This is a genomic window from Fictibacillus phosphorivorans (genome assembly GCF_001629705.1).
GTDB classification, from domain to species: Bacteria; Bacillota; Bacilli; order Bacillales; family Fictibacillaceae; genus Fictibacillus; species Fictibacillus phosphorivorans_A.
Genome location: NZ_CP015378.1, coordinates 3,329,315 through 3,350,772, shown reverse-complemented (window position 1 = coordinate 3,350,772; position 21,458 = coordinate 3,329,315). Strand labels below are relative to the sequence as shown.

Annotated in this window: 20 protein-coding genes and 1 other RNA gene; 18 read left to right on the top strand and 3 right to left on the bottom strand. The window is 41.2% G+C overall.

The genetic code is table 11. The features are described 5' to 3' along the window. The first annotated feature begins 68 nt into the window (after nt 1-68). The 5 genes from gap (at nt 69) to eno (ending at nt 6,275) form a co-directional block, all read left to right on the top strand. Nucleotides 69-1,076 carry a type I glyceraldehyde-3-phosphate dehydrogenase gene (gene gap, locus ABE65_RS17185; protein WP_066397583.1) on the top strand — a complete coding sequence of 336 codons (1,008 nt, stop codon included), beginning with the start codon at nt 69-71 and terminating at the stop codon, nt 1,074-1,076. A gap of 128 nt (nt 1,077-1,204) precedes the next feature. Continuing rightward, the gene (locus ABE65_RS17180) at nt 1,205-2,389 is read left to right on the top strand and encodes a phosphoglycerate kinase (RefSeq protein ID WP_066397581.1); all 1,185 of its coding nucleotides are present in this window, start codon (nt 1,205-1,207) and stop codon (nt 2,387-2,389) included. A 210-nt stretch (nt 2,390-2,599) separates the two neighbouring features. Then, a complete protein-coding gene (gene tpiA / locus ABE65_RS17175) occupies nt 2,600-3,358 on the top strand; it encodes a triose-phosphate isomerase (RefSeq protein ID WP_066397579.1) in 759 nt (252 codons plus the stop codon). After that, a complete protein-coding gene (gpmI, locus tag ABE65_RS17170) occupies nt 3,355-4,887 on the top strand; it encodes a 2,3-bisphosphoglycerate-independent phosphoglycerate mutase (RefSeq protein ID WP_066397563.1) in 1,533 nt (510 codons plus the stop codon). Before tpiA ends, gpmI begins: the two co-directional genes overlap by 4 nt. Nucleotides 4,888-4,982: 95 nt before the next feature. Continuing rightward, nucleotides 4,983-6,275: a phosphopyruvate hydratase gene (eno, locus tag ABE65_RS17165; protein ID WP_066245699.1), complete on the top strand. Its 1,293-nt coding sequence runs from the start codon at nt 4,983-4,985 to the stop codon at nt 6,273-6,275. Nucleotides 6,276-6,409: 134 nt separating this feature from the next. On the opposite strand, the gene ABE65_RS22460 is transcribed toward eno, so the two are convergent. Beyond that, nucleotides 6,410-6,496 carry a putative holin-like toxin gene (locus tag ABE65_RS22460; protein WP_225218726.1) on the bottom strand — a complete coding sequence of 29 codons (87 nt, stop codon included), beginning with the start codon at nt 6,494-6,496 and terminating at the stop codon, nt 6,410-6,412. A gap of 529 nt (nt 6,497-7,025) precedes the next feature. Between ABE65_RS22460 and ABE65_RS17160 the strand changes: the two genes are divergently transcribed. The 12 genes from ABE65_RS17160 to ABE65_RS17100 all read left to right on the top strand — a co-directional run bounded on the left by ABE65_RS17160 (nt 7,026) and on the right by ABE65_RS17100 (nt 19,206). Next, the gene (locus ABE65_RS17160) at nt 7,026-7,727 is read left to right on the top strand and encodes an FHA domain-containing protein (RefSeq protein ID WP_066397560.1); all 702 of its coding nucleotides are present in this window, start codon (nt 7,026-7,028) and stop codon (nt 7,725-7,727) included. A gap of 525 nt (nt 7,728-8,252) precedes the next feature. Then, on the top strand, nt 8,253-8,585 hold the full coding sequence (locus ABE65_RS17150; RefSeq protein ID WP_153237478.1) for a hypothetical protein: 333 nt from the start codon (nt 8,253-8,255) through the stop codon (nt 8,583-8,585). Between the two features lie 89 nt (nt 8,586-8,674). Then, on the top strand, nt 8,675-8,914 hold the full coding sequence (gene secG / locus ABE65_RS17145; protein WP_066397553.1) for a preprotein translocase subunit SecG: 240 nt from the start codon (nt 8,675-8,677) through the stop codon (nt 8,912-8,914). 143 nt (nt 8,915-9,057) lie between these two features. Beyond that, entirely contained in the window at nt 9,058-9,747 is a 690-nt protein-coding gene (locus tag ABE65_RS17140) for an alpha/beta hydrolase (RefSeq protein ID WP_066397551.1), read from the top strand. A gap of 12 nt (nt 9,748-9,759) precedes the next feature. Continuing rightward, nucleotides 9,760-10,506, top strand: coding sequence for an alpha/beta hydrolase (locus ABE65_RS17135; protein ID WP_066397549.1), 747 nt, complete (start codon nt 9,760-9,762; stop codon nt 10,504-10,506). A 58-nt stretch (nt 10,507-10,564) separates the two neighbouring features. Continuing rightward, nucleotides 10,565-12,856: a ribonuclease R gene (gene rnr / locus ABE65_RS17130; protein ID WP_066400316.1), complete on the top strand. Its 2,292-nt coding sequence runs from the start codon at nt 10,565-10,567 to the stop codon at nt 12,854-12,856. A gap of 103 nt (nt 12,857-12,959) precedes the next feature. After that, nucleotides 12,960-13,427: an SsrA-binding protein SmpB gene (gene smpB, locus ABE65_RS17125; protein ID WP_066239234.1), complete on the top strand. Its 468-nt coding sequence runs from the start codon at nt 12,960-12,962 to the stop codon at nt 13,425-13,427. 147 nt (nt 13,428-13,574) lie between these two features. Further along, nucleotides 13,575-13,912: a transfer-messenger RNA gene (gene ssrA, locus ABE65_RS17120) on the top strand. Nucleotides 13,913-14,449: 537 nt separating this feature from the next. After that, nucleotides 14,450-15,430 (top strand): nuclease-related domain-containing protein, encoded by a 981-nt coding sequence (locus tag ABE65_RS17115; protein ID WP_066397547.1) that lies wholly within the window; start codon nt 14,450-14,452, stop codon nt 15,428-15,430. 77 nt (nt 15,431-15,507) lie between these two features. Further along, nucleotides 15,508-16,569 carry a M42 family metallopeptidase gene (locus tag ABE65_RS17110; RefSeq protein ID WP_066400313.1) on the top strand — a complete coding sequence of 354 codons (1,062 nt, stop codon included), beginning with the start codon at nt 15,508-15,510 and terminating at the stop codon, nt 16,567-16,569. Nucleotides 16,570-16,732: 163 nt separating this feature from the next. Next, a complete protein-coding gene (locus ABE65_RS17105; RefSeq protein WP_066397542.1) occupies nt 16,733-17,569 on the top strand; it encodes an undecaprenyl-diphosphate phosphatase in 837 nt (278 codons plus the stop codon). Nucleotides 17,570-17,775: 206 nt separating this feature from the next. Continuing rightward, nucleotides 17,776-19,206, top strand: coding sequence for an LVIVD repeat-containing protein (locus ABE65_RS17100; RefSeq protein ID WP_066397540.1), 1,431 nt, complete (start codon nt 17,776-17,778; stop codon nt 19,204-19,206). Nucleotides 19,207-19,258: 52 nt separating this feature from the next. Here ABE65_RS17100 and ABE65_RS17095 read toward each other — a convergent pair whose 3' ends face one another. Then, complete coding sequence (locus ABE65_RS17095) at nt 19,259-19,465, bottom strand: CsbD family protein (protein WP_066397538.1); 207 nt, start codon at nt 19,463-19,465, stop codon at nt 19,259-19,261. Between the two features lie 20 nt (nt 19,466-19,485). Next, on the bottom strand, nt 19,486-20,013 hold the full coding sequence (locus ABE65_RS17090; RefSeq protein ID WP_066397531.1) for a general stress protein: 528 nt from the start codon (nt 20,011-20,013) through the stop codon (nt 19,486-19,488). 207 nt (nt 20,014-20,220) lie between these two features. On the opposite strand from ABE65_RS17090, the gene ABE65_RS17085 reads away from it, so the two are divergent. After that, entirely contained in the window at nt 20,221-21,444 is a 1,224-nt protein-coding gene (locus tag ABE65_RS17085) for an EAL and HDOD domain-containing protein (RefSeq protein WP_066397529.1), read from the top strand. Nucleotides 21,445-21,458 lie beyond the last annotated feature (14 nt).

Below are 21,458 nucleotides of genomic sequence, written 5' to 3'. Positions count from 1 at the left end.
TCGTTATTAAGGGGATTTCCCTTTATATAAAAAATAAATTCTCTCTTAAATCAAGGAGGTCATTTTACATGGCAACAAAAATTGGTATTAATGGTTTCGGTCGTATTGGCCGTAATGTATTCCGCGCAGCATTCAATAACCCTGAGGTAGAAGTTGTAGCTGTAAACGACTTAACAGATGCTGACACTCTTGCTTTCCTATTAAAGCATGACACAGTACACGGCAAATTCGCTGGTTCTGTTGAAGTTAAGGAAAATGCACTTATTGTAGATGGCAAAGAAATCAAAGTTTTAGCTGAACGCGATCCAGCACAACTTGGCTGGGGAGACCTAGGTGTAGAAGTAGTTGTTGAATCAACTGGACGTTTCACTAAGCGTGCAGACGCTGCTAAACACTTAGAAGCTGGCGCTAAAAAAGTAATCATTTCTGCTCCTGCTTCTGATGAGGATATCACTGTAGTTCTTGGTGTAAACGAAGACAAGTACGATGCAGCTAGCCACGATGTTATCTCTAACGCATCTTGTACAACTAACTGTCTTGCACCATTCGCAAAAGTTCTTCACGAAAAATTCGGCGTGAAGCGCGGTATGATGACAACTGTTCACTCATACACAAACGATCAACAAATTCTAGATCTTCCACATAAAGATCTTCGTCGTGCTCGTGCGGCAGCTGAGAACATCATTCCAACATCAACGGGTGCTGCTAAAGCAGTTTCTCTAGTGCTTCCTGAACTTAAAGGTAAGCTTAACGGTATGGCAATGCGTGTTCCAACTCCAAACGTATCTCTAGTTGACTTAGTTGTTGAACTTGACAAAGAAGTTACTGTTGACGAAGTAAACGCAGCGCTTAAAGCTGAAGCTGAAGGTAACCTTAAAGGAATCCTTGGCTACTCTGAAGAGCCGCTTGTATCTACTGACTACAATGGCGACACTCACTCTTCTACAATCGATGCTCTTTCTACGATGGTTATGGAAGGAAACATGGTTAAAGTTGTATCTTGGTACGATAACGAAACTGGATACTCTAGCCGCGTTGTAGATTTAATTGACTATATCGCTAAAAAAGGACTTTAATAGATAGAGAAGAACAATAAGGAGGGGGAGAAGTCGTTTCAAACAGGCTTCTACTCCTCTTTCCCATGTAAAACCTGGGGATTGCTATTCTTTTAATCTTTTTACTAGTCAGGAGGCTGCATGTACTTATGAACAAAAAAAGTGTTCGTGACATCGATTTAAAAGGCAAAGTGGTATTTTGCCGTGTTGATTTTAACGTACCTATGAAAGATGGAAACATTACGGATGAAACGCGTATCAACGCTGCTCTTCCTACCATCAAATACTTAACAGAGCAAGGCGCTAAAGTTCTTTTAGCAAGTCACTTAGGACGTCCAAAAGGACAAGTTGTTGAAGAACTTCGTCTAACTCCAGTAGCAGAACGTTTAAGCGAGCTTCTTGGGAAAGAAGTTGTAAAAACGGATGAAGCTTACGGAGAAGAAGTTGAAAAAGCAGTCGCTAACCTAGAAGAAGGCGGCGTAATCTTACTTGAGAACGTTCGTTTTTACCCAGGTGAAGAGAAAAACGATCCTGAATTAGCGCAAAAGTTTGCTGCACTCGCAGATGTGTACGTAAACGATGCTTTCGGAGCAGCTCACAGAGCGCATGCTTCAACTGAAGGAATCGCAAAGCATCTTCCTGCTGTATCCGGTTTGTTGATGGAAAAAGAACTTGAAGTACTAGGAAAAGCTCTTTCGAATCCAGATCGTCCATTCACTGCTATCATCGGTGGTGCAAAAGTTAAAGATAAGATTGACGTTATCGACAATCTTTTAGACAAGGTGGATAACCTGATTATTGGTGGAGGCCTTGGTTATACGTTTATTAAGGCACTTGGCCATGATGTAGGGAAATCTCTATTAGAAGAAGATAAGATTGAAACAGCTCGTGGTTTCATGGAAAAAGCAAAGGAAAAAGGCGTGAACTTCCTGATTGCTGAGGATGTTTTAGTAGCCGATGACTTCTCGAACGATGCTAACACGAAAGTAGTAGCGATCGATTCCATCCCATCTGATTGGGAAGGTCTTGATATCGGAACAAAAACGATCGAAAAGTACGTAAAGGTTATTAAAGAATCGAAGCTTGTAATATGGAACGGACCGATGGGTGTATTTGAGATCGACGCATTCGCAAACGGTACTCGTTCAGTAGCAAATGCACTTGCAGAAGCAACTGACACGTATAGCGTTATCGGTGGTGGAGATTCTGCTGCAGCGGTTGAGAAGTTTGGTCTTGCTGATAAAATGAGCCACATCTCAACAGGCGGCGGTGCTTCCCTTGAGTTCATGGAAGGTAAAGAACTTCCTGGAGTTGTAGCACTAAACGATAAGTAAGCTTATGTGGGCGGTTGATTTCCGCTCCAGGTGCTTCGCTTTCCGCGGGGCAGGCGGTGAGCCACATTCGTACGTTTCACGTATAAGTGTCTCACCTGCCGGCCTGTCCCGCAGGAGTCTCACACCTTCCACTCCAATCAACTTGTCAAAGAAGCAAATTGATGACATTTAGCACTACCCTAAAAGAAACACTTTTAAGAGGTGAAAAGAATGCGTAAACCTATTATTGCAGGTAACTGGAAAATGAATAAGACATTAACAGAAGCACGCAGTTTTGTAGAAGAAGTGAAAGGTCTTGTCCCTTCAGCTGAAACTGTTGACGCTGTAATCTGTGCTCCTGCTCTGTTCCTTGACAGCTTAGCAGACGAGTCAGAAGGTACACCGCTTGCGATCGGTGCACAAAACATGCACTTTGAAGAGAGCGGTGCGTTCACTGGTGAAATCAGCCCTGTTATGCTAAAAGATCTTAACGTTCAATATGTTATTCTTGGACATTCTGAGCGTCGTGAGCTTTTTGGTGAGACAGATGAGCTTGTTAACCAGAAGACACATGCTGCATTCAAGCATGGTCTGACTCCGATCGTTTGTGTGGGTGAAACGCTTGAACAGCGTGAAGCAGACAAGACGAAGGATGTTGTTAAAGAGCAGACTGAAAAAGGTTTATCTGGTTTAACAGATGAGCAGATGAAACAAACTGTGATCGCATACGAGCCAGTTTGGGCGATCGGAACAGGCAAAACAGCTTCTTCTGAAGATGCGAACGAAGTATGTGCATACATCCGCAGTGTTGTAGCCGATCAATTCTCTCAAGATGTTGCAGATGCTGTTCGTATTCAATACGGCGGCAGTGTTAAGCCTGATAACATTAAAGAATTAATGGGTATGTCTGATATTGATGGCGCTTTGGTTGGCGGAGCTAGCCTTGAGCCAAAATCTTACCTTCAGCTTCTGGAGGGCGTTAGCCGATGAGTAAAAAACCAGTAGCTTTAATCATCTTAGACGGTTTTGCTTGCCGTAATGAAGACAAAGGTAATGCTGTTGCACAAGCGAAAAAGCCCAACTTTGACCGCTACTGGGAAACGTATCCGCACGCTCAACTAACAGCTAGTGGGGAAGCCGTTGGACTTCCTGAAGGTCAAATGGGTAACTCTGAAGTAGGTCACTTAAACATTGGTGCTGGACGTATCGTCTATCAAAGTTTGACGCGCGTGAATCTATCGATCAAAGAAGGAGATTTTTTCGAAAATCAAACGTTCATTGATGCGATGGACCATGTGAAAAAGACTGGCAAAGCACTTCATATCTTTGGATTGCTTTCTGATGGTGGTATTCATAGCCACATCGATCACATTCTTTCACTTTTAGAATTAGCGAAAAAGCAGAACGTGGAAAAGGTATACCTGCACGGATTCTTGGACGGGCGTGATGTACCTCCGCAATCAGCAAAAGTCTATATTCAAAAAACAGTGGACAAGATAAACGAACTCGGTGTTGGTGAGATCGCAACACTTTCAGGTCGCTACTATTCAATGGACCGTGATAAGCGTTGGGATCGAGTTGAAAAATCGTACCGTGCTATGGTTTATGGTGAAGGACCAGATTACAAAAATCCGTTTGAAGTCGTTGAAGATTCATACAGCAATGGTGTTCATGATGAATTCGTTCTTCCTTCTGTCTTGAAAAAAGAAAACGGAGAACCTGTTGCAACTGTTCAAGATGGAGATGCAGTTATCTTCTGTAACTTCCGTCCTGACCGTGCGATTCAAATTTCACAAGTCTTTACGAACGAAGATTTCCGTGGATTCGATCGCGGAGAAGCGTTCCCGAAAAACCTTCACTTCGTTTGTTTAACACACTTTAGTGAGACAGTTGATGGGGATGTAGCGTTTAAACCTACAAACCTAGACAACACGTTGGGTGAAGTTTTATCACAACAAAACTTTAAACAGCTTCGTATTGCTGAAACTGAAAAGTACCCACACGTAACGTTCTTCTTTAGTGGAGGACGAGAAGCAGAGTTTCCTGGTGAAACGCGTATCTTGATCGACTCGCCTAAAGTAGCAACGTATGACTTAAAGCCTGAGATGAGTGCTTATGAAGTTACGGATGCGCTTGTTGGTGAGATTGAAGCAGATAAGCACGATGCGATCATCTTAAACTTTGCCAACCCTGATATGGTAGGGCACTCAGGCATGCTTGAGCCTACGATTAAAGCGGTTGAAACAGTGGATGAGTGTTTAGGAAGAGTGGTTGATGCGATCCTTGCAAAAGGTGGGGCAGCGATCATTACAGCTGACCATGGTAATGCTGATGAAGTAATTACGATGGAAGGCAATCCGATGACAGCTCATACAACAAATCCTGTTCCTGTAATTGTTACACAAGAAGGATTAGAACTGCGTCAAGACGGAATCTTGGCCGATCTTGCACCAACAGTTTTAAACCTTTTAGGTGGAGAACAACCAAAAGAAATGACAGGTAAATCGTTAATTAAATAAGTTTCTTTTACGGAATATGTACAGAGACTCTTGTACATCATGCCAGAAATGACTTATTCTCAAATTACATTTTCTTTTAAAAAGGAGAGACAATTATGTCAGCTATTATTGAAATTTATGCTCGCGAAGTTCTAGACTCTCGCGGTAACCCAACAGTTGAAGTAGAAGTTTACACAGAATCAGGTGCATTCGGACGCGCAATCGTTCCATCTGGTGCTTCTACTGGTGAATACGAAGCAGTTGAGCTTCGTGATGGTGACAAAGAGCGTTACCTTGGAAAAGGTGTTATGAACGCTGTTAACAACGTAAACGAAAACATCGCTCCAGAACTTATCGGCTTTGACGTACTAGATCAAGTTGGAATCGACCAAACGTTGATCGAGCTTGATGGTACTGAAAACAAAGGTAAATTAGGTGCTAACGCAATCCTTGGTGTTTCTATGGCTGTTGCACACGCTGCTGCAGATTTCTTAAACGTACCTCTTTACATGTACCTTGGAGGATTCAACTCTAAGACTCTTCCAGTTCCAATGATGAACATCTTAAACGGTGGAGAGCATGCGGATAACAACGTAGACATTCAAGAATTCATGGTTATGCCTGTTGGTGCTGAAAGCTTCCCTGAAGCACTTCGCATGGGTACTGAAATCTTCCACAGCCTAAAAGCAGTTCTTAAAGAAAAAGGATTGAACACAGCTGTAGGTGACGAAGGTGGATTCGCTCCAAACCTTGGTTCTAACGAAGAAGCTCTTCAAACAATCATGGAAGCGATCGAAAAAGCAGGTTACAAGCCAGGTGAAGAAGTTCGCCTTGCAATGGACGTTGCTGCTTCTGAATTGTTCAACAAAGAAGACGGAAAATACCACCTTTCTGGTGAAGGTGTTGTTAAAACTTCTGAAGAGATGGTTGCATTCTACGAAGATCTTGCTAGCAAATATCCGATCGTTTCAATCGAAGACGGTCTTGACGAAAACGACTGGGATGGCTTCAAGCTATTAACAGAGCGTATCGGTGACCGCGTACAGCTTGTTGGTGACGACTTGTTCGTAACAAACACAACTAAGCTTTCTGAAGGTATCGAAAAAGGAATTGGTAACTCAATCCTTATCAAAGTTAACCAAATCGGTACGTTGACTGAAACGTTCGACGCAATCGAAATGGCTAAACGTGCTGGTTACACAGCAGTTATCTCTCACCGTTCAGGTGAATCTGAAGACAGCACGATCGCTGACATCGCTGTTGCAACAAACGCTGGACAAATCAAAACAGGTGCTCCTTCTCGTACAGACCGTGTTGCGAAGTACAATCAACTTCTTCGTATCGAAGACGAGCTAGGCAACCTTGCTGTATACCCAGGAATGAACGCATTCTACAACCTTAAAAAATAATTGGGGTCTGACCCCAAACAAAGACAAACTCGCCATTTTGTCTTTGTGAAAAAGACAAGCCCCCGGATTAAGCACTAAAAGCGCTGATCCGGGGGCTGTCTTCATTTAAAAGGGGTTTAAGCCAACTCTGCTGCTTATCGAGAGCGATTGTTAGAGTGAAGGATAGTAACAATGAGCATTGAGAAACTGATCATGAGCGACATCGTTTCAAAAACAGTCATCTTTGATCCCTCCAATCGTGTTACCTTTAAGATTCGTAAAAGCAGGGTTGTCCTATACCTAAAAAGAGAAAGATAGGTAATATGGCTTGTCTTTTTTGCTTAAAGGATTTCAGAATTAAATACATATAGTGTTTTCATGGGGGTTGTGAGCGATTCTAGAATTTTGTGAGCGATTCGAAAGTTTTATGAGCGATTCCAGGAATTTGAGAGCGATTCGAGAGTTTTATGAGCGATTCCAAGACTTTGTGAGCGATTCGAGAGTTTTATGAGCGATTCCAGGAATATGTGAGCGATTCGAGAATTTTATGAGCGATTCCAAGACTTTGTGAGCGATTCCAGAACTTCACGAATCTTCTCAGAATTTCATTGTCACTGCAATCATTCACGAACCTAAAAAGTTTATTAATCACCAAATATCCAGCACAGCTCTAAACGAATTTCTCACAATGCCTCATAATCCTTCTATTTTTAAAGAAAATCATTTAAAATGCTTATAACAAGTACTGCTTGATGTACGGGGGAATTTTTGATGAATGATAGTTTATACATACGCATTGAAGCGGGGGATCCTTATGACACAGGGAGCCTCATGCCATTGAAACCTGAAGGAGAAGCACTCGTCTTCGGCCGTTCTTCTCAAACGAACGAAACAGATGTGTCATTTATAAGTCCATACGTTTCCCGAAAGCATGCTGAGATTTACATGCAAGACGGGGTTACTTTTATTCGAGATTTAGATTCAAAGCACGGAACGGCGCTCAATAATCAGCTTCTCGAGCCACATATGCCGAAACAGCTTCAATCTGGAGATGTAATCAGCTTGGCAAAGGGAGTTATTCTTTTAACCTATCTGAACACTCAAGAAGATCAATCGGACCTTACGATGGAGTTCACTTCACCCATTCAACCTGCAGAGTCACAAATTACGAGTGGGTTGCATATCATTCCTGAACGCCGCCAGATCTCGATTGATGGTGAGCCATTATTTCTGTCAGGAAAACACACCGATCTTCTAGTATTTTTGTATCGCAAAAAGAATCAGGCTGTCAGCAGTGACGAAATAAAGATTCAAATATGGCCAGAGAGAATGGTCGCTGGTTCGAACGACATCCCTGACGTTGGAAACGATGAGATCAATGCACTTGTCTACCGTCTCAGAAAGAAGCTTGGTCCATACGGCGATTCGATCGTTACCGTTCCCCGATATGGATACATGCTGCAAATTAATTAAATAGGAATACTCCCTAGAGTCTGTTAGAACACAATCGTTCTGATAGACTTTTTTTATTATAAAAAAACCCGCGGAATTATCTGAACCTTATCATTTTCGTATGAGGAAAGAGTCATGATAAATCCATTTTAGACTAGACAAAAAGAGAGTAAATTAAATAAAAGGAAAAAACTCCTTTTAATTTAGTTGTTTCTTTTAAATAGGTGTGGTGAAGAAAAAATGAGGGTAGAGGAAACTAGACGGGATCGTAGGGGAAGATCTTTTCGATTTCGATTAATCCGTGCATTTATCATTCTATTATTTACGATTTTGTATATACGGACCTATGACCTGCAGATAACAAATGGTGAGAAAGCTCGTTTGAGATCTGAGACCTATGAAGATGTTGTAATCAAAAAATCCATTTTCAATGATAACTACTACTCGTCAAAAAAAGACACACCACTAGAAACAGACATAAAACTCAACAAGTAACAGTAAAATGAAAATGGGGGATGTCCCCATAATTACGAAGAGGGGATGTTTATGATGCAACCACTTAAACAAGAATCTTCGGATGGTGCAGAAAGCAAACTAGAAAAATTGAATCCGATCAGCTTTATTGGAAAAGTAAAAGAAACCAATGGCCAAGTATTTACCATCTCTCATAAAAAAACATTGATGAAAGTAAAACTGGATGCTCAAACAGAGCTGCTCGATGGAGACAAGACGCTTGATATCGCGCCAGACGAAGCCGTCCAGCCAGGAGCTACCGTTCAAGTAGTAGGGATGTTAAACAAAAGACTGAATGTCATTAGAGCGGTTCGTCTCTATATTTTTCATAAAGAATTTGATATCAACTATTCAGGAACAAATTAATGAAGGTTCTGAAAAAAACTTTGCCTCGTCCCTTCAAGTTATGGTACATTTAGGGTAATGTAACGTGGAACGGTGGAGGTGTAACATACATGCTAACAGCAGCAAAAATCCTTCTTATTTTAGTATCAGTCGCATTAATCGTTGTCGTTGTTCTTCAATCAGGTCGTTCGGCAGGATTATCAGGTGCGATTACTGGTGGAGCTGAACAGCTTTTTGGTAAACAAAAAGCACGTGGAATCGACGCATTGCTAAGTAAGTTAACGATCATTCTTGCAGTGTTGTTCTTCATTCTAACGATTTCAGTAGCATACTTTATTCCGATGAACTAAAGAGCAGTCAAAAACAACAAGTGGTGAATGCCGCTTGTTGTTTTTTTAGTCTATAGAAACGCGGCATAACCTTTATGAGAGTGGTTGTGATATGATTTGTTACGAGGATAAAAGGGTAACCTATAGACAAAAAAGGTGGTAGCATGATCGGGTGTCTTTGTTTGCATGGGTTCACTGGTGGACCTTATGAGATCGAGCCAATTACAGAATATCTAGAGAAGCATACAGACTGGTTGTTATCTGTGCCCACTTATCCTGGCCACGGAACTGAGCTCTCATTAAGAGGTAGAACACATATAGAATGGCTTCAAGAAGCTGAAAATGCTTATTTGGAGCTCCGCGAAAAGGTTGAACTGATCTATATTGTCGGCTTCTCAATGGGCGGCATGATCGCGGGTTATCTTGCTTCCAAATACGGGTGCGACAAACTAATTCTATTGAACGCGAGTGCGTACTATCTTAACCCTGCACAAATGATTAAAGATATTGCCAATATGATGGTCTCTGGTCTGAACGGTCAACTAAGAGATCATGAATTATATAAAAGGTATCGAAAAAAGTTTCTTGATACACCTTTCAGTGCAACGAGAGAGTTTCAGAAGCTTGTAAGGATGATCAAACCTGAATTCTCACAAGTCTCAGCACCCACTCTAATCGTTCAAGGCGAATGTGACGGACTTGTTCCGAGAAGAAGTGCTGAATATCTATATAAAGCGATCTCAGCATCTAATAAGCGTCTTTGTTATTTTAAAGAATCAAAGCACATGATCTGTCATGATGTAGAGAAAGAAGAACTAATTCAAGAAGTTTATGAATTTTTAACGAATGAATAGGAGAGGTACAACATGAAAATCGCAGCACCAAAACCGTTTTTCTTTGAAGGAGGAAAGCGGGCAGTCTTAATGTTACATGGGTTCACAGGCAGTTCAGCCGATGTACGAATGATGGGGAGATTTCTGCAGAAGAAAGGCTATACATGTCACGCGCCTCAGTATAAAGGGCATGCCGTTCCTCCTGAAGAATTAGTACACACAGGACCCGAAGACTGGTGGGAAGATGTGATTGGCGGCTACAATCATCTAAAAGAAAAAGGCTACGACGAGATTGCCGTGTGTGGTCTTTCATTAGGTGGGGTCTTCTCATTGAAACTGGCCACAGAACATCCTGTAAAAGCTGTTATTCCGATGTGCGCACCCATGTCCATCAAGAGTGAAGAAGTGATGTATAAAGGGGTTTGTGCGTACGCTGAAGAATATAAAAAGCGAGAACAGAAAACAGCAGAACAGATTCAAGAAGAGATGGAAGAATTCAAAAAAACACCGATGAACACGTTAAAAGCTCTTCAAGATCTTATTCAAAGTGTAAGAAATTCGGTAGATCTCGTATACGCACCTACGTTTGTTGTGCAGGCTAGAAATGATGAAATGATTAACACAGACTCTGCAAATATTATCTATGAAGAAGTAGAAAGTGATAAGAAAGACCTGAAATGGTATGAAAACTCATCACACGTTATTACATTAGACAAGGAAAAAGAACAGCTGCATGAAGATGTTTATGCTTTCTTAGAAGACCTTGATTGGTCAGAATAGAACCTTTTTTCCTTAAAAAGGAGGTCAGTTTTTGGATAAACTGCAAATACTCCAGCTCATGAAAGAATCGGAAAAACCGATGACAGTAACAGAGATTGAAGAAGCTCTTCAACTTCCTGACGCTGAAGCTTTCAAGAAACTGGTTTTAACACTTAACGAATTAGAAGATGAAGGATCAGTCGTTCGAACACGTACGAACCGTTATGGATTACCTGAAAAGATGAGCCTGATTAAAGGCCGCGTTCAAGGGCATGCGAAAGGCTTTGCATTCCTTATCCCGGAAGAGTCTGAACAAAAAGATGTGTACATCTCACAATCTGATATGAATGGTGCGATGAGCGGAGACACGGTTCTTGTGCGCCTCAACCAAACATCGTCAGGATCACGTCCAGAAGGTACGATCATTCGTATTTTAGAACGAGGCGTTACAGAGGTCGTCGGAACGTTCCAGGAAAGCCGTAAATTCGGTTTTGTTGTGGCTGATGATAAACGGATCCCGAATGATATCTTTATTCCTGCAGACGGCGTTAACGGCGCTGTAGAAGGACATAAGGTACTAGTGAAGATCACAAAATATCCTGAGGGTAGAAACAGTGCTGAAGGAGAGATCATTCACATCATCGGGCATAAGTACGATCCAGGTGTAGATATTATCTCTGTTATCTTCAAACATGGACTGCCAAGAGAGTTTCCTGTTGAAGCACTTGAGCAAGCTCATAATACGCCAGATGAGATCGACCCGAAAGATATTGAAGGACGTCGTGATCTTCGTAACGAAACCATTGTAACGATTGATGGAGCGGACGCGAAAGACTTGGATGATGCGGTTCATGTTATCAAGCTGCCAAACGGCCATTATAAGCTTGGCGTACATATCGCAGATGTTACGCACTATGTAACTGAAGATTCTCCAATCGATAAAGAAGCGCAAGAGCGTGGTACGAGTGTGTACTTAGTCGATCGTGTAATCCCGATGATTCCACATCGTCTATCAAACGGAATCTGTTCATTGAACCCGAAAGTTGATCGCTTAACGATTTCATGTGAGATGGAGATCAACCACGATGGAGAAGTCATTAAACACGAAATCTTCCCGAGTGTGATCAAAACAACAGAGCGAATGACTTATACAGATGTTCGTAAAATCTTACAGGATGAAGACGAAGCGGTTAACAAGAAATACGAGTCACTCATCCCTTTCTTTAAGTTAATGGGAGAGCTTGCAGAAATTCTTCGCAAAAAACGTTTTGCACGCGGGGCGATTGACTTCGATTTCTCTGAAGCAAAAGTACTCGTAGACGAAAACAGCGACCCACAAGATGTTGTTCTTCGCGAGAGATCGGTTGCAGAAAAACTGATTGAAGAATTTATGCTATGTGCCAACGAAACCGTTGCACAGCATTTCCATGAACTCGAACTTCCTTTCATGTACCGAATTCATGAAGACCCTGATGAGGGCAAATTAGAACGTTTCTTAGAGTTCATCGGTATGTTTGGTTATGCGTTAAAAGGGACTGCAAGCGATATTCACCCGCGCAGCCTGCAACAGCTTTTGGAGACGGTAAAAGGCGAGCCTGAGGAAATGGTAATTAGCAAAATCATGCTTCGTTCCATGAAGCAAGCGAAGTACGATCATATGTCACTTGGTCACTATGGCTTGGCGACTGAATTCTACACGCATTTCACGTCACCGATCCGCCGTTATCCAGACTTGATCGTACATCGCCTCATCCGTATGTATCTGTTTAAAAAAGACACAGGACCAAAAACAGTCAGTCATTGGAAAGCAGAACTTCCTGGGATCGCTAAGCATTCATCAGCAATGGAACGCCGTGCTGTTGATGCGGAACGTGAAACAGATGAGCTTAAAAAATCACAGTTCATGCTTGATAAGATAGGCGAAGAGTTTGACGGCGTGATCAGCTCTGTAACGAACTTTGGATTGTTCGTTGAACTTCCAAACACGATTGAAGGACTCGTACACGTTAGCTACCTAACAGACGACTACTATCGATTCGATGAGAAGTTTATGGCGATGATCGGTGAGCGAACAGGTAACGTTTTCCGAATCGGTGATGAGATTTCCATTCGAGTTGCGAACGTAAATGTAGATGAGCGCGCGATCGATTTTGAAATCGTCGGAATGAAAGGAACACCTCGTAAACGCTTTAAAGATCGCCAAAAAGTCATCGATATTGGAGATACACCAAAACGCGGACGAGGAAGAAGAAGCAAGAACCGCACAAGTGAATCAGAGCGTTCCAGCGGACCTCAAGATTCAAAGAAAGGGAAGAAGAAGCCTTTCTATAAACCAGTAGCTAAGAAAAAAGGCAAGAAAAAGAAGAAATAATGAGCAAGTTAGTCAAGGTTCATCCTCGGTGGTGAACCTTGACGTTATTTGACCATATTGCTATAATTAAACTTCACTTGCTGTGGGGAGGATTGAGTTTTACATGCCAAAAGGAGAAGGGAAAGTAGTCGCACAGAATAAGAAAGCGCGGCACGATTACCACGTCGAAGAAACATTTGAAGCAGGAATTGTCCTTCAGGGCACGGAGATCAAATCCATTCGCGCAGGCAGGGCAAATTTAAAAGATTCCTTTGCACGTGTGCAAAATGGCGAGTTGTTTCTACACAACATGCACATCAGCACATACGAGCAAGGAAACCGGTACAACCATGATCCACTTCGTACGCGCAAGCTGCTTTTACACCGCAAAGAGATCAACAAGCTATTAGGTGCAACCAAAGAACAAGGTTACTCTATCGTTCCTTTGAAAATGTATTTAAAGAATGGTTTTGCGAAGCTTTTGATTGGACTTGCAAAAGGGAAAAAGCATTACGACAAGCGTGACGATCTGAAGAAAAAGGATGCAAAGCGAGAGATCGAGCGTGCATTCCGAGATCGCCAAAAAGCTTAATTGGTTCCTTTTACAGGATGTTACAATTGAGAAGATGAAGCAAAAATGTTATACTGAGTACACAAGTGTATAGAAGCGATTGAGCTTTTATCTCTTTCCGAGGTTCCGCAGAATTAAGTTTTTGCTTACCATTTTATATGGGGACGTTACGGATTCGACAGGGGTAGTTTGAGCTTAAGTTGCGAGTCGAGGGGGTCGGCCTCGTTAAAACGCCACAGCCAATAACTGGCAAACAAAACAACAACTTAGCTTTAGCTGCGTAATAGCACTTTAGCTGTTCCTCCCTCCATCGCCCATGTGGTAGGGTAAGGGACTCACTCTTAGTGGGCTACGCCGGTTGTCCTCCGCCTGAGGACGAAGGAAGAGAATAATCAGGCTAGCGGTCCAGGCGCCTGTCGGCTGGCAGACGGATCCGCGAAACGCGAATGAACCGACTACACTCGTAGAAGCTTAAGTGCCAATATCTTTGGACGTGGGTTCGATTAATATTTAGTCGCCTTATGTGGTAACACATAAGTGATAATTCGGCTTTATCGGTGAAACCTAACCAACATTTATCGTTGCAAGGCAATGCCGAGCGGTATGTGGAGTAATCCAACAGCCGTGTATCGACTTATAGGCTGCCATTTTTGGTAGTACTAGGATACGAAATGTCTGCTTGGAATCAAGTAAATTTATATTTCGTATAATACGCCGAAGAACCTGATTCTTCAGGTTCAAGATATAGTCAGTGCCATGACGAAAGCATGGAATAACATGTCCCACCGTCTCCACCATACATAGGTGGATAACAGGACTCGCCCCAAGGTGAGTCCTTTTTTGTATGCTGAATTTGTGCAAATGTCGATATATTTTGATTTTCGCCGATATATTTAAATTCTTGCCGATATAATTCGAAAGTTGCCGATAAAATACTCATTTTCGCCGATATAACAAAAAAGTTGCTGATATCTGTTTTCCTAACAGGATTTGCACCCATACAAAAGAATTATTAACAATATAATCATGAAAGGAGTTAGACTTTGATCATCAAAAAACGAACAAAGCCAATTAAATTATACAAGTTTGAGGCACTATTTAGACGACTTGATCTTGAACATCCAAAAAGACAAATTGCTTCTGAAACATATGCAAAAAGTATAGCTGGATATCGTGGTGAGCGTTCATTAGATTTTCCACTAAGTTTTTTACCCGAACAGAAGTACCATATCCTTCATGACCTCCGTCTTAATGATGGTACACATTTCTTCCAAATTGATTGCCTTCTTCTATCCTCGAATTTCATGATTATCATCGAAGTGAAAAACATAACTGGAACACTTATTTTTGACTCTATTTTCAATCAGTTAATAAGGATTAATGACAATAAGGATGAAACAGCATTCAGCAGCCCAGTTGTCCAAGTAAATAGACAAGTGGAGCAACTTCAAAAGTGGCTTAAGCTTCAAAAGTTCCCCTCGATTCCTATTGAGCCGCTTGTAATCATCGGAAATGATAAAACTGTAATCAAGTCCACTGAAAAAGAAAAATCTCAAAACCTCTCGCAGTTCGTATTACCCTACTATGTTTTGCCTGAAAAAATAAAAGAACTTGAGGATAGACACACAACTCATCTCCTTACTGATGAATGTCATTGTACCCTCTCTAACCAACTTCTGTTAAAGGACACTCCACTCGAATTCAATATCCTTCAACGTTTTTACATCTCGGAAAGTGATTTAATAAAAGGAATACAGTGTACAAACTGTAAATTGTTTAGTATGCACAGAACATATGGTACATGGGTATGTAATAGATGTATGGCAACTTCTAAAAATGCTCATCTACAAGGCTTACGTGATTATTATCTTTTGATTAATAACACGATCAGTAATCGGCAAATGAATGATTTCCTCCATATCAACTCACCACATATCACGAAACACCTTTTAAACTCACTACGTTTTAAAACGATTGGAACCAATAAAGGTAGAAAATACGTCTTGAACTTCGATTTTGAATAATTTTATTCTCCTTCTGAAAAAGAACGTATTCAAACCGTATATTTTCCCCATCCTATAAAATAGGAAGGTGAAAAATGATGGACTTATTAAAAGAGTTAACAGAAACAAATGGTGCTCCTGGTTTTGAAAAAGCGATTCGAGAGATTATGAAACGCGAGATCAGTAAAACGGGTGCTACATTGATGAATGATCATATCGGTAGTGTATTTGGTGAAAAGCATGGATCTACGAATGATGGTCCTAAAATACTTCTTGCAGGTCACATGGACGAAGTCGGATTTATGGTCAGTGAGATCACAGAACAAGGCTATCTGCGCTTCGTTCCTTTAGGAGGCTGGTGGTCACAAGTACTTCTCGCACAACGCGTACATGTACAGACGAAAAGTAAAACGTTCACCGGTGTCGTGGGCTCTAAGGCACCTCATATCTTAACGGCAGATGAACGAAACCGTGTGTATCCGATGAAAGAGATGTTTATAGATATTGGTGCAAAAGATAAAGACCAAGTGAAGGAGTGGGGGATTAGAGTAGGAGATCCGATTCTACCGATATGCCCATTTGAACTGATGCCTGACGGTGATACGATTCTTGCCAAGGCACTCGACAATCGAGCAGGCTGTTACACGGCATTACAAGTACTGCAACAGCTACAAAATATCAATCATCCAAACACCGTCTATTGTGGTGCGACCGTTCAAGAAGAAGTAGGGCTTAGGGGAGCGATTACGGCACCTGCGATTATGGAGCCAGACGTGGCGATTGCACTCGATGTAGGAGTTGCAGAAGATGGTCCTGGTGGGAATGTAAACAAAGCGAAGCTCGGAAAAGGGCCGCTCATCACGTTCCTAGATTCGTCCATGATTCCACACACTGGATTTCGCGACTTAATCATCGAGGTTGCAGAGAAACATAACATACCGTACCAAGTAGACGTTATGCTTGGCGGAGGAACGGATGCTGGTAAGTTCCATCTCTTCAAAAAAGGAATCCCAAGTTTGGTAGTGGGAGTTGCAGCCCGATACATCCATAGTCATACTTCCATGGTCAGTAAAAGCGACTTAGAAAATAGCGCAAAGCTTCTAGTAGAGCTGGTGAAGGTTCTAGATAAAGAAAAACTTCATTCGCTTTTAAAGTATTAAACTTTAAAAAACCTCGTTGGATTTCATTCCGACGGGGTTTCTCACTTTTTCGCAATATGTTACAGTGTTATAAAAAGTTTTACATCATTCTTTGCTAATCATCGAAAAACGTCTATTATATAGAGATGAGAGTATAAGTTGTTAAAGGAGATCAGTTATTTTTATGGACATCCTATTGTTATTAAAAGCCCTAATTTTAGGGTTAGTAGAAGGTTTGACGGAGTTTGCTCCTGTATCATCAACGGGACATATGATTCTTGTAGATGACATGTGGTTAAGATCACAAGACTTTTTAGGTAAGTATCCAGCCAATACATTTAAAGTTGTCATACAGCTTGGTTCGATTTTAGCTGTAGTCGTTGTTTTCAGACAGCGATTTATCGACATGCTTGGATTTAGCAGAAACAAAGCAACAAATGAAATCACGGGGAGCCGTTTAAAATTAACACAAGTCATCGTAGGGCTCTTGCCGGCAGGTGTACTTGGATTGTTGTTCGAAGATTATATCGACGAATACCTTTTCACGACGAATACAGTGCTTATTGGACTCGCGATTGGTGCGTTTCTCATGATTTTTGCCGATCGATTTGCTGCTAAAAATCAAAACCCTGTCATTGATACAGTAGATAAGATTACGTACAAGCAAGCATTCTCGATCGGATTGATTCAGTGTTTATCACTCTGGCCAGGATTTTCGCGCTCTGGTGCTACGATTTCAGGTGGTGTCCTTCTAGGGCTTAGTCACCGTGCTGCAGCTGACTTTACATTCATTATGGCTGTTCCGATCATGGCAGGTGCGAGTGGAATCTCCCTGTTAAAGAACTTAGAATATTTTAGTATGGACGCTATGCCATTCTTTGTGGTTGGATTCATCAGTGCATTTGTATTCGCCATGTTATCCATCCGTTTCTTCTTAAACGTTATTGAAAAAGTTAAGCTAACGCCATTTGCGATTTATCGTTTAGTGCTAGTAGCTGTTATCTTTTTTGTTATCATGTAAATTTGACCCTGAACCTTGGACGATATAAGTTCCAATGAGTTCAGGGTTTTCTTTATGTTTAACAGGATGATAGTCCCGTTGTTAAACGACAAAAGTACGCAAATTCTCACACGTTATATGTGGAATATTTAGTCTATTTTCCACTTCTTTCTTGTGATTAACTCCTTTATTGTAGGAACTATTAAGATGGAGGTGGCTAAGGGGATATGAACAAATTTGCATCAAAAATTTTATTAAGTACACTTGCACTTTCTTTAGCAGGTGGAGGAATTGCTTTAGCTTGCGAAAACGGACAAAAAAGCTACATTGAAGCTGGAGAATCTACGTTTGGTGGAATTCCAAAAGTAGAAGGATCTAAAAACTTTGAGCATCTTAAAGAAGTGGCTGCTGTACCCCTAAAAGACATAAAAGGAAAACCTGCTACAACCGCAGATGTATATGCGTACAAAGGGTATGCATATCTTGGTACACACCGTGGTCAGATGACAAATGAGGGAGTAAGGATTTTTGATATGAAAGATCCTGCCAATCCTAAAGAAGTTGCTGTTCTTGCGAATGATATACCTGGAACATGGCAGGAAAAGGTAATCGTTCAATCAGTAAGTACTCCGTCATTTAAAGGAGACTTAGCGGCTGTGAGTGTTCAGCGCGTAGATAAAGAGCGATATGGCTATGAAGGAGAAACATCTGAAAATGGTGGTGTGGTGTTATACGATGTTACCAACCCTAAAGAGCCAAAAAAGCTAGGGTTTTGGAAAACACCTTCTAATCTTCCTACCGGGACGCATGAACATTGGCTGACAGAACAGAACAACAAAGTCTTACTTTTAGCTACTAATTATCAAGCTCATCGCTATAAGGACAAAGGGGTCGATGTTCATGACTTTTCAATCGTTGATGTAACAAACCCTAGAAAATCGGAGGAACTCTCAAACTGGGATCCAACTGAAGTTGGCGGTAGCTTTAATGGTGATTATCAATATGAAGACGAGACAGGCGCACAGCGCACGGCATTTTTACATAGTGTCATCACGGATGAAACAGGTAAATATGCATACCTCTCCTATTGGGATCTTGGAACAATCATTTTAAATATTGAAGATCCTGCGAATCCAAAGTTTGTTGGAAGGACAAAATTTGAACGTGATGTTCAAGGAGCAGCGCATTCGGCGGCGTTAGCTCATGGTGGAAACATTTTGATTGAAACGCGAGAAATTTTTAATCCTGATCCTCATGACCCAGGATTTGAAAGAGGCTGGGGATATGTTCGTGTATACGACATAAAAGATAAAAGTAATCCTGTTCTATTAAGTACGTTTAGAACGTTAAACTCGATGGTGCAGATTAAGGCAGGAGAGCGCAAGCCAGGAACATATACGGTGCATGATCCAAAAGTAAGAGGAAATACGCTCTACCTTTCTCATTATTCTGATGGCATCCGTATGGTTGACCTTACGGATCCAGCAAATCCGGTGGAAGTAGGATCATATGTATCTGACAAAGCAAACGTATGGGGTGTTTTCGTAGATCGAAACTATATATTAGCTTCTGATATGGGGCAAGGATTAAAAGTTTTACAGAAAAAAGCGGATTTAAATGTGAACAAGATGAACTTACAATCCTTTCTTATTAAATAACGCTACAAAACAAACCCCACTAAGTCGTGACTTAGTGGGGTTTCTACTATTTTTAATATTGCTCCATTCTGCTATACCAATCGTCGTATTCACGCTCAGCTTCTTCACGTTTTCTTCCGTGTCTTTCCTGAATCTTTCCGATCATTTTCTCACGGTCACCCTGTGCTTGATCGTAATCATCATCTGTGAGGTTGCCCCATTGTTTCTTCGCTTCACCTTTTAACTGTTTCCATTTGCCTTCCATTGTATCGTTTTTCATATTGAATCCTCCTCCTTTTACTATTTGTTGGAATATGAATCTTCATAACGATGTGCGTTTGTGGAACGGTACGTACGGAATGTATCATTAGCTTGTCTATGTCGGCTTACTTCGTTCGCATCAACAAGAACGAGAATGTCCCCAGCTTCAACAGATTGTTCGTATTCTTTCGCTTCATTTTCAGGTATTCCTAATCCTACAAGAGCACCAACAATTCCGCCGGCGCCAGCTCCTACCGCGGCTCCACCGAGTGCTGCTGCAATAGGACCTGCTGCTACGATCGGGCCGATTCCTGGAATAGCGAGTGCGCCCGCACCTAGTAATAGACCACCAAGTCCACCAAGAATGCCACCTGTGGCCATTCCCGTGGCAGCCCCTTCAGGAGCTTTTGAGCCAGTTTCTTCATGAATGTGTTTTACTTCTTTTTTGTCTTTTGCGATCACTGAAATTTCGTTGTCACTATAACCTTGATCTCTCAGCTCTTTAATTGCATCAATCGCATCATCTTCTGTACGGAAAACGCCAACCACTTTACCATGAGTATCCATCGATTTCCTCCCTTTGTAGAAGATTAGTACGTAGTTTGTGTTCCCACTGACTATTGAGTTGAAACATGAACTTACAGGTTCGACAAAAGTATACACAAAAAGTATTTGGAAGCATTTAACATCAAAACACGTATTGTACTTGTTTACAATTTATGGTTTGATGTCTATATAAAGGAAAAAGATGAATGAGTGTGAATGGGGATAGAGATGGATATTTTTATTGGCAGACAACCGATCTTAGACAAAGATGAGAACGTTGTCGCTTATGAACTTTTATATAGAAACAGTGAGAACAATAGATATGATGGATTGGACCATGATAGTGCTACAATCGATGTTATGGTGAACAGCTTTGCTGGAATCGGGATCAAAGAAGTTGGAGAACGCAAGAAATGTTTTATAAACTTTACGGAAAATCTGTTATTAAATCGGATTCCTACGTATATTTCTCCTCAATATATCGTCGTTGAAATCTTAGAGGATGTTCGTTTAACGGACGAAGTGCTTGAGGTCTGTAAAGAGTTAAAGAATAAAGGTTATATTATTGCGCTTGATGATGTTTCGGTAAACCGCAACTTAGATAGAGTACTGCCTTATATCGATATCATTAAAGTGGACTACTTATTAATGGACGTCCAAGAGATGAAGATCATGATTGAAACGTACCGCGAGCAGATTACATTTCTAGCAGAAAAGATAGAAACACGTGAGCAGTTTGAACAAGCAAAAGAGCTAGGATTTGAATACTTTCAAGGCTACTTCTTCAGCAGACCAGTCGTATTGCAGGGAAAAGATATCGCTCCTATTCCGACAAACTATCTTCTGCTATTAGAAAAACTGAATGGTTCAGAGCCAGACATTCATGAGATCAGCAGCTTAATTCAACGAGATCTCTCGCTTTCTTATAAGCTTTTGAAAGTGATGAATTCTGGTACCTACTTCTTTAAAAGTAAGATTACAACGATAAAACAAGCTGTCGTCCTAGTAGGACTGTATGAAATCAAAAAGCTCGTCATGATTTTGATGATGTCGAGTTTGAACAGAGTTGATACTCAACTGGAAATTGTAAAGATGAGTCTTACTCGTGCCTTTTTCTTTGAACGCATCGCGAAATCAGTAGGTGTGTCAAAAAATCATCTCTACATGTTTGGCATGTTCTCTCTTATCGACACGCTGCTGAGTAAAAACATGAGAGACGTGATTGCTGACCTTCCGATAACGAATGAGCTGGCTGAAGCTCTTTTAGGAAACATAGATTCCTATAATCTCGCATTAAAAATCATACAAGGTTTGGAGAGAGGTTCATGGCTGGAAATCCAGTCGATATGCCGCTCGCTCAATTTGTCAGAAGCGGAACTCTATACGCATTACCGAGCAAGTACTTTATCTGCTGATCAGTTTGTAAAGGCGGATACAGAAATAAAAGTCTAGCTCATTCAGATGAA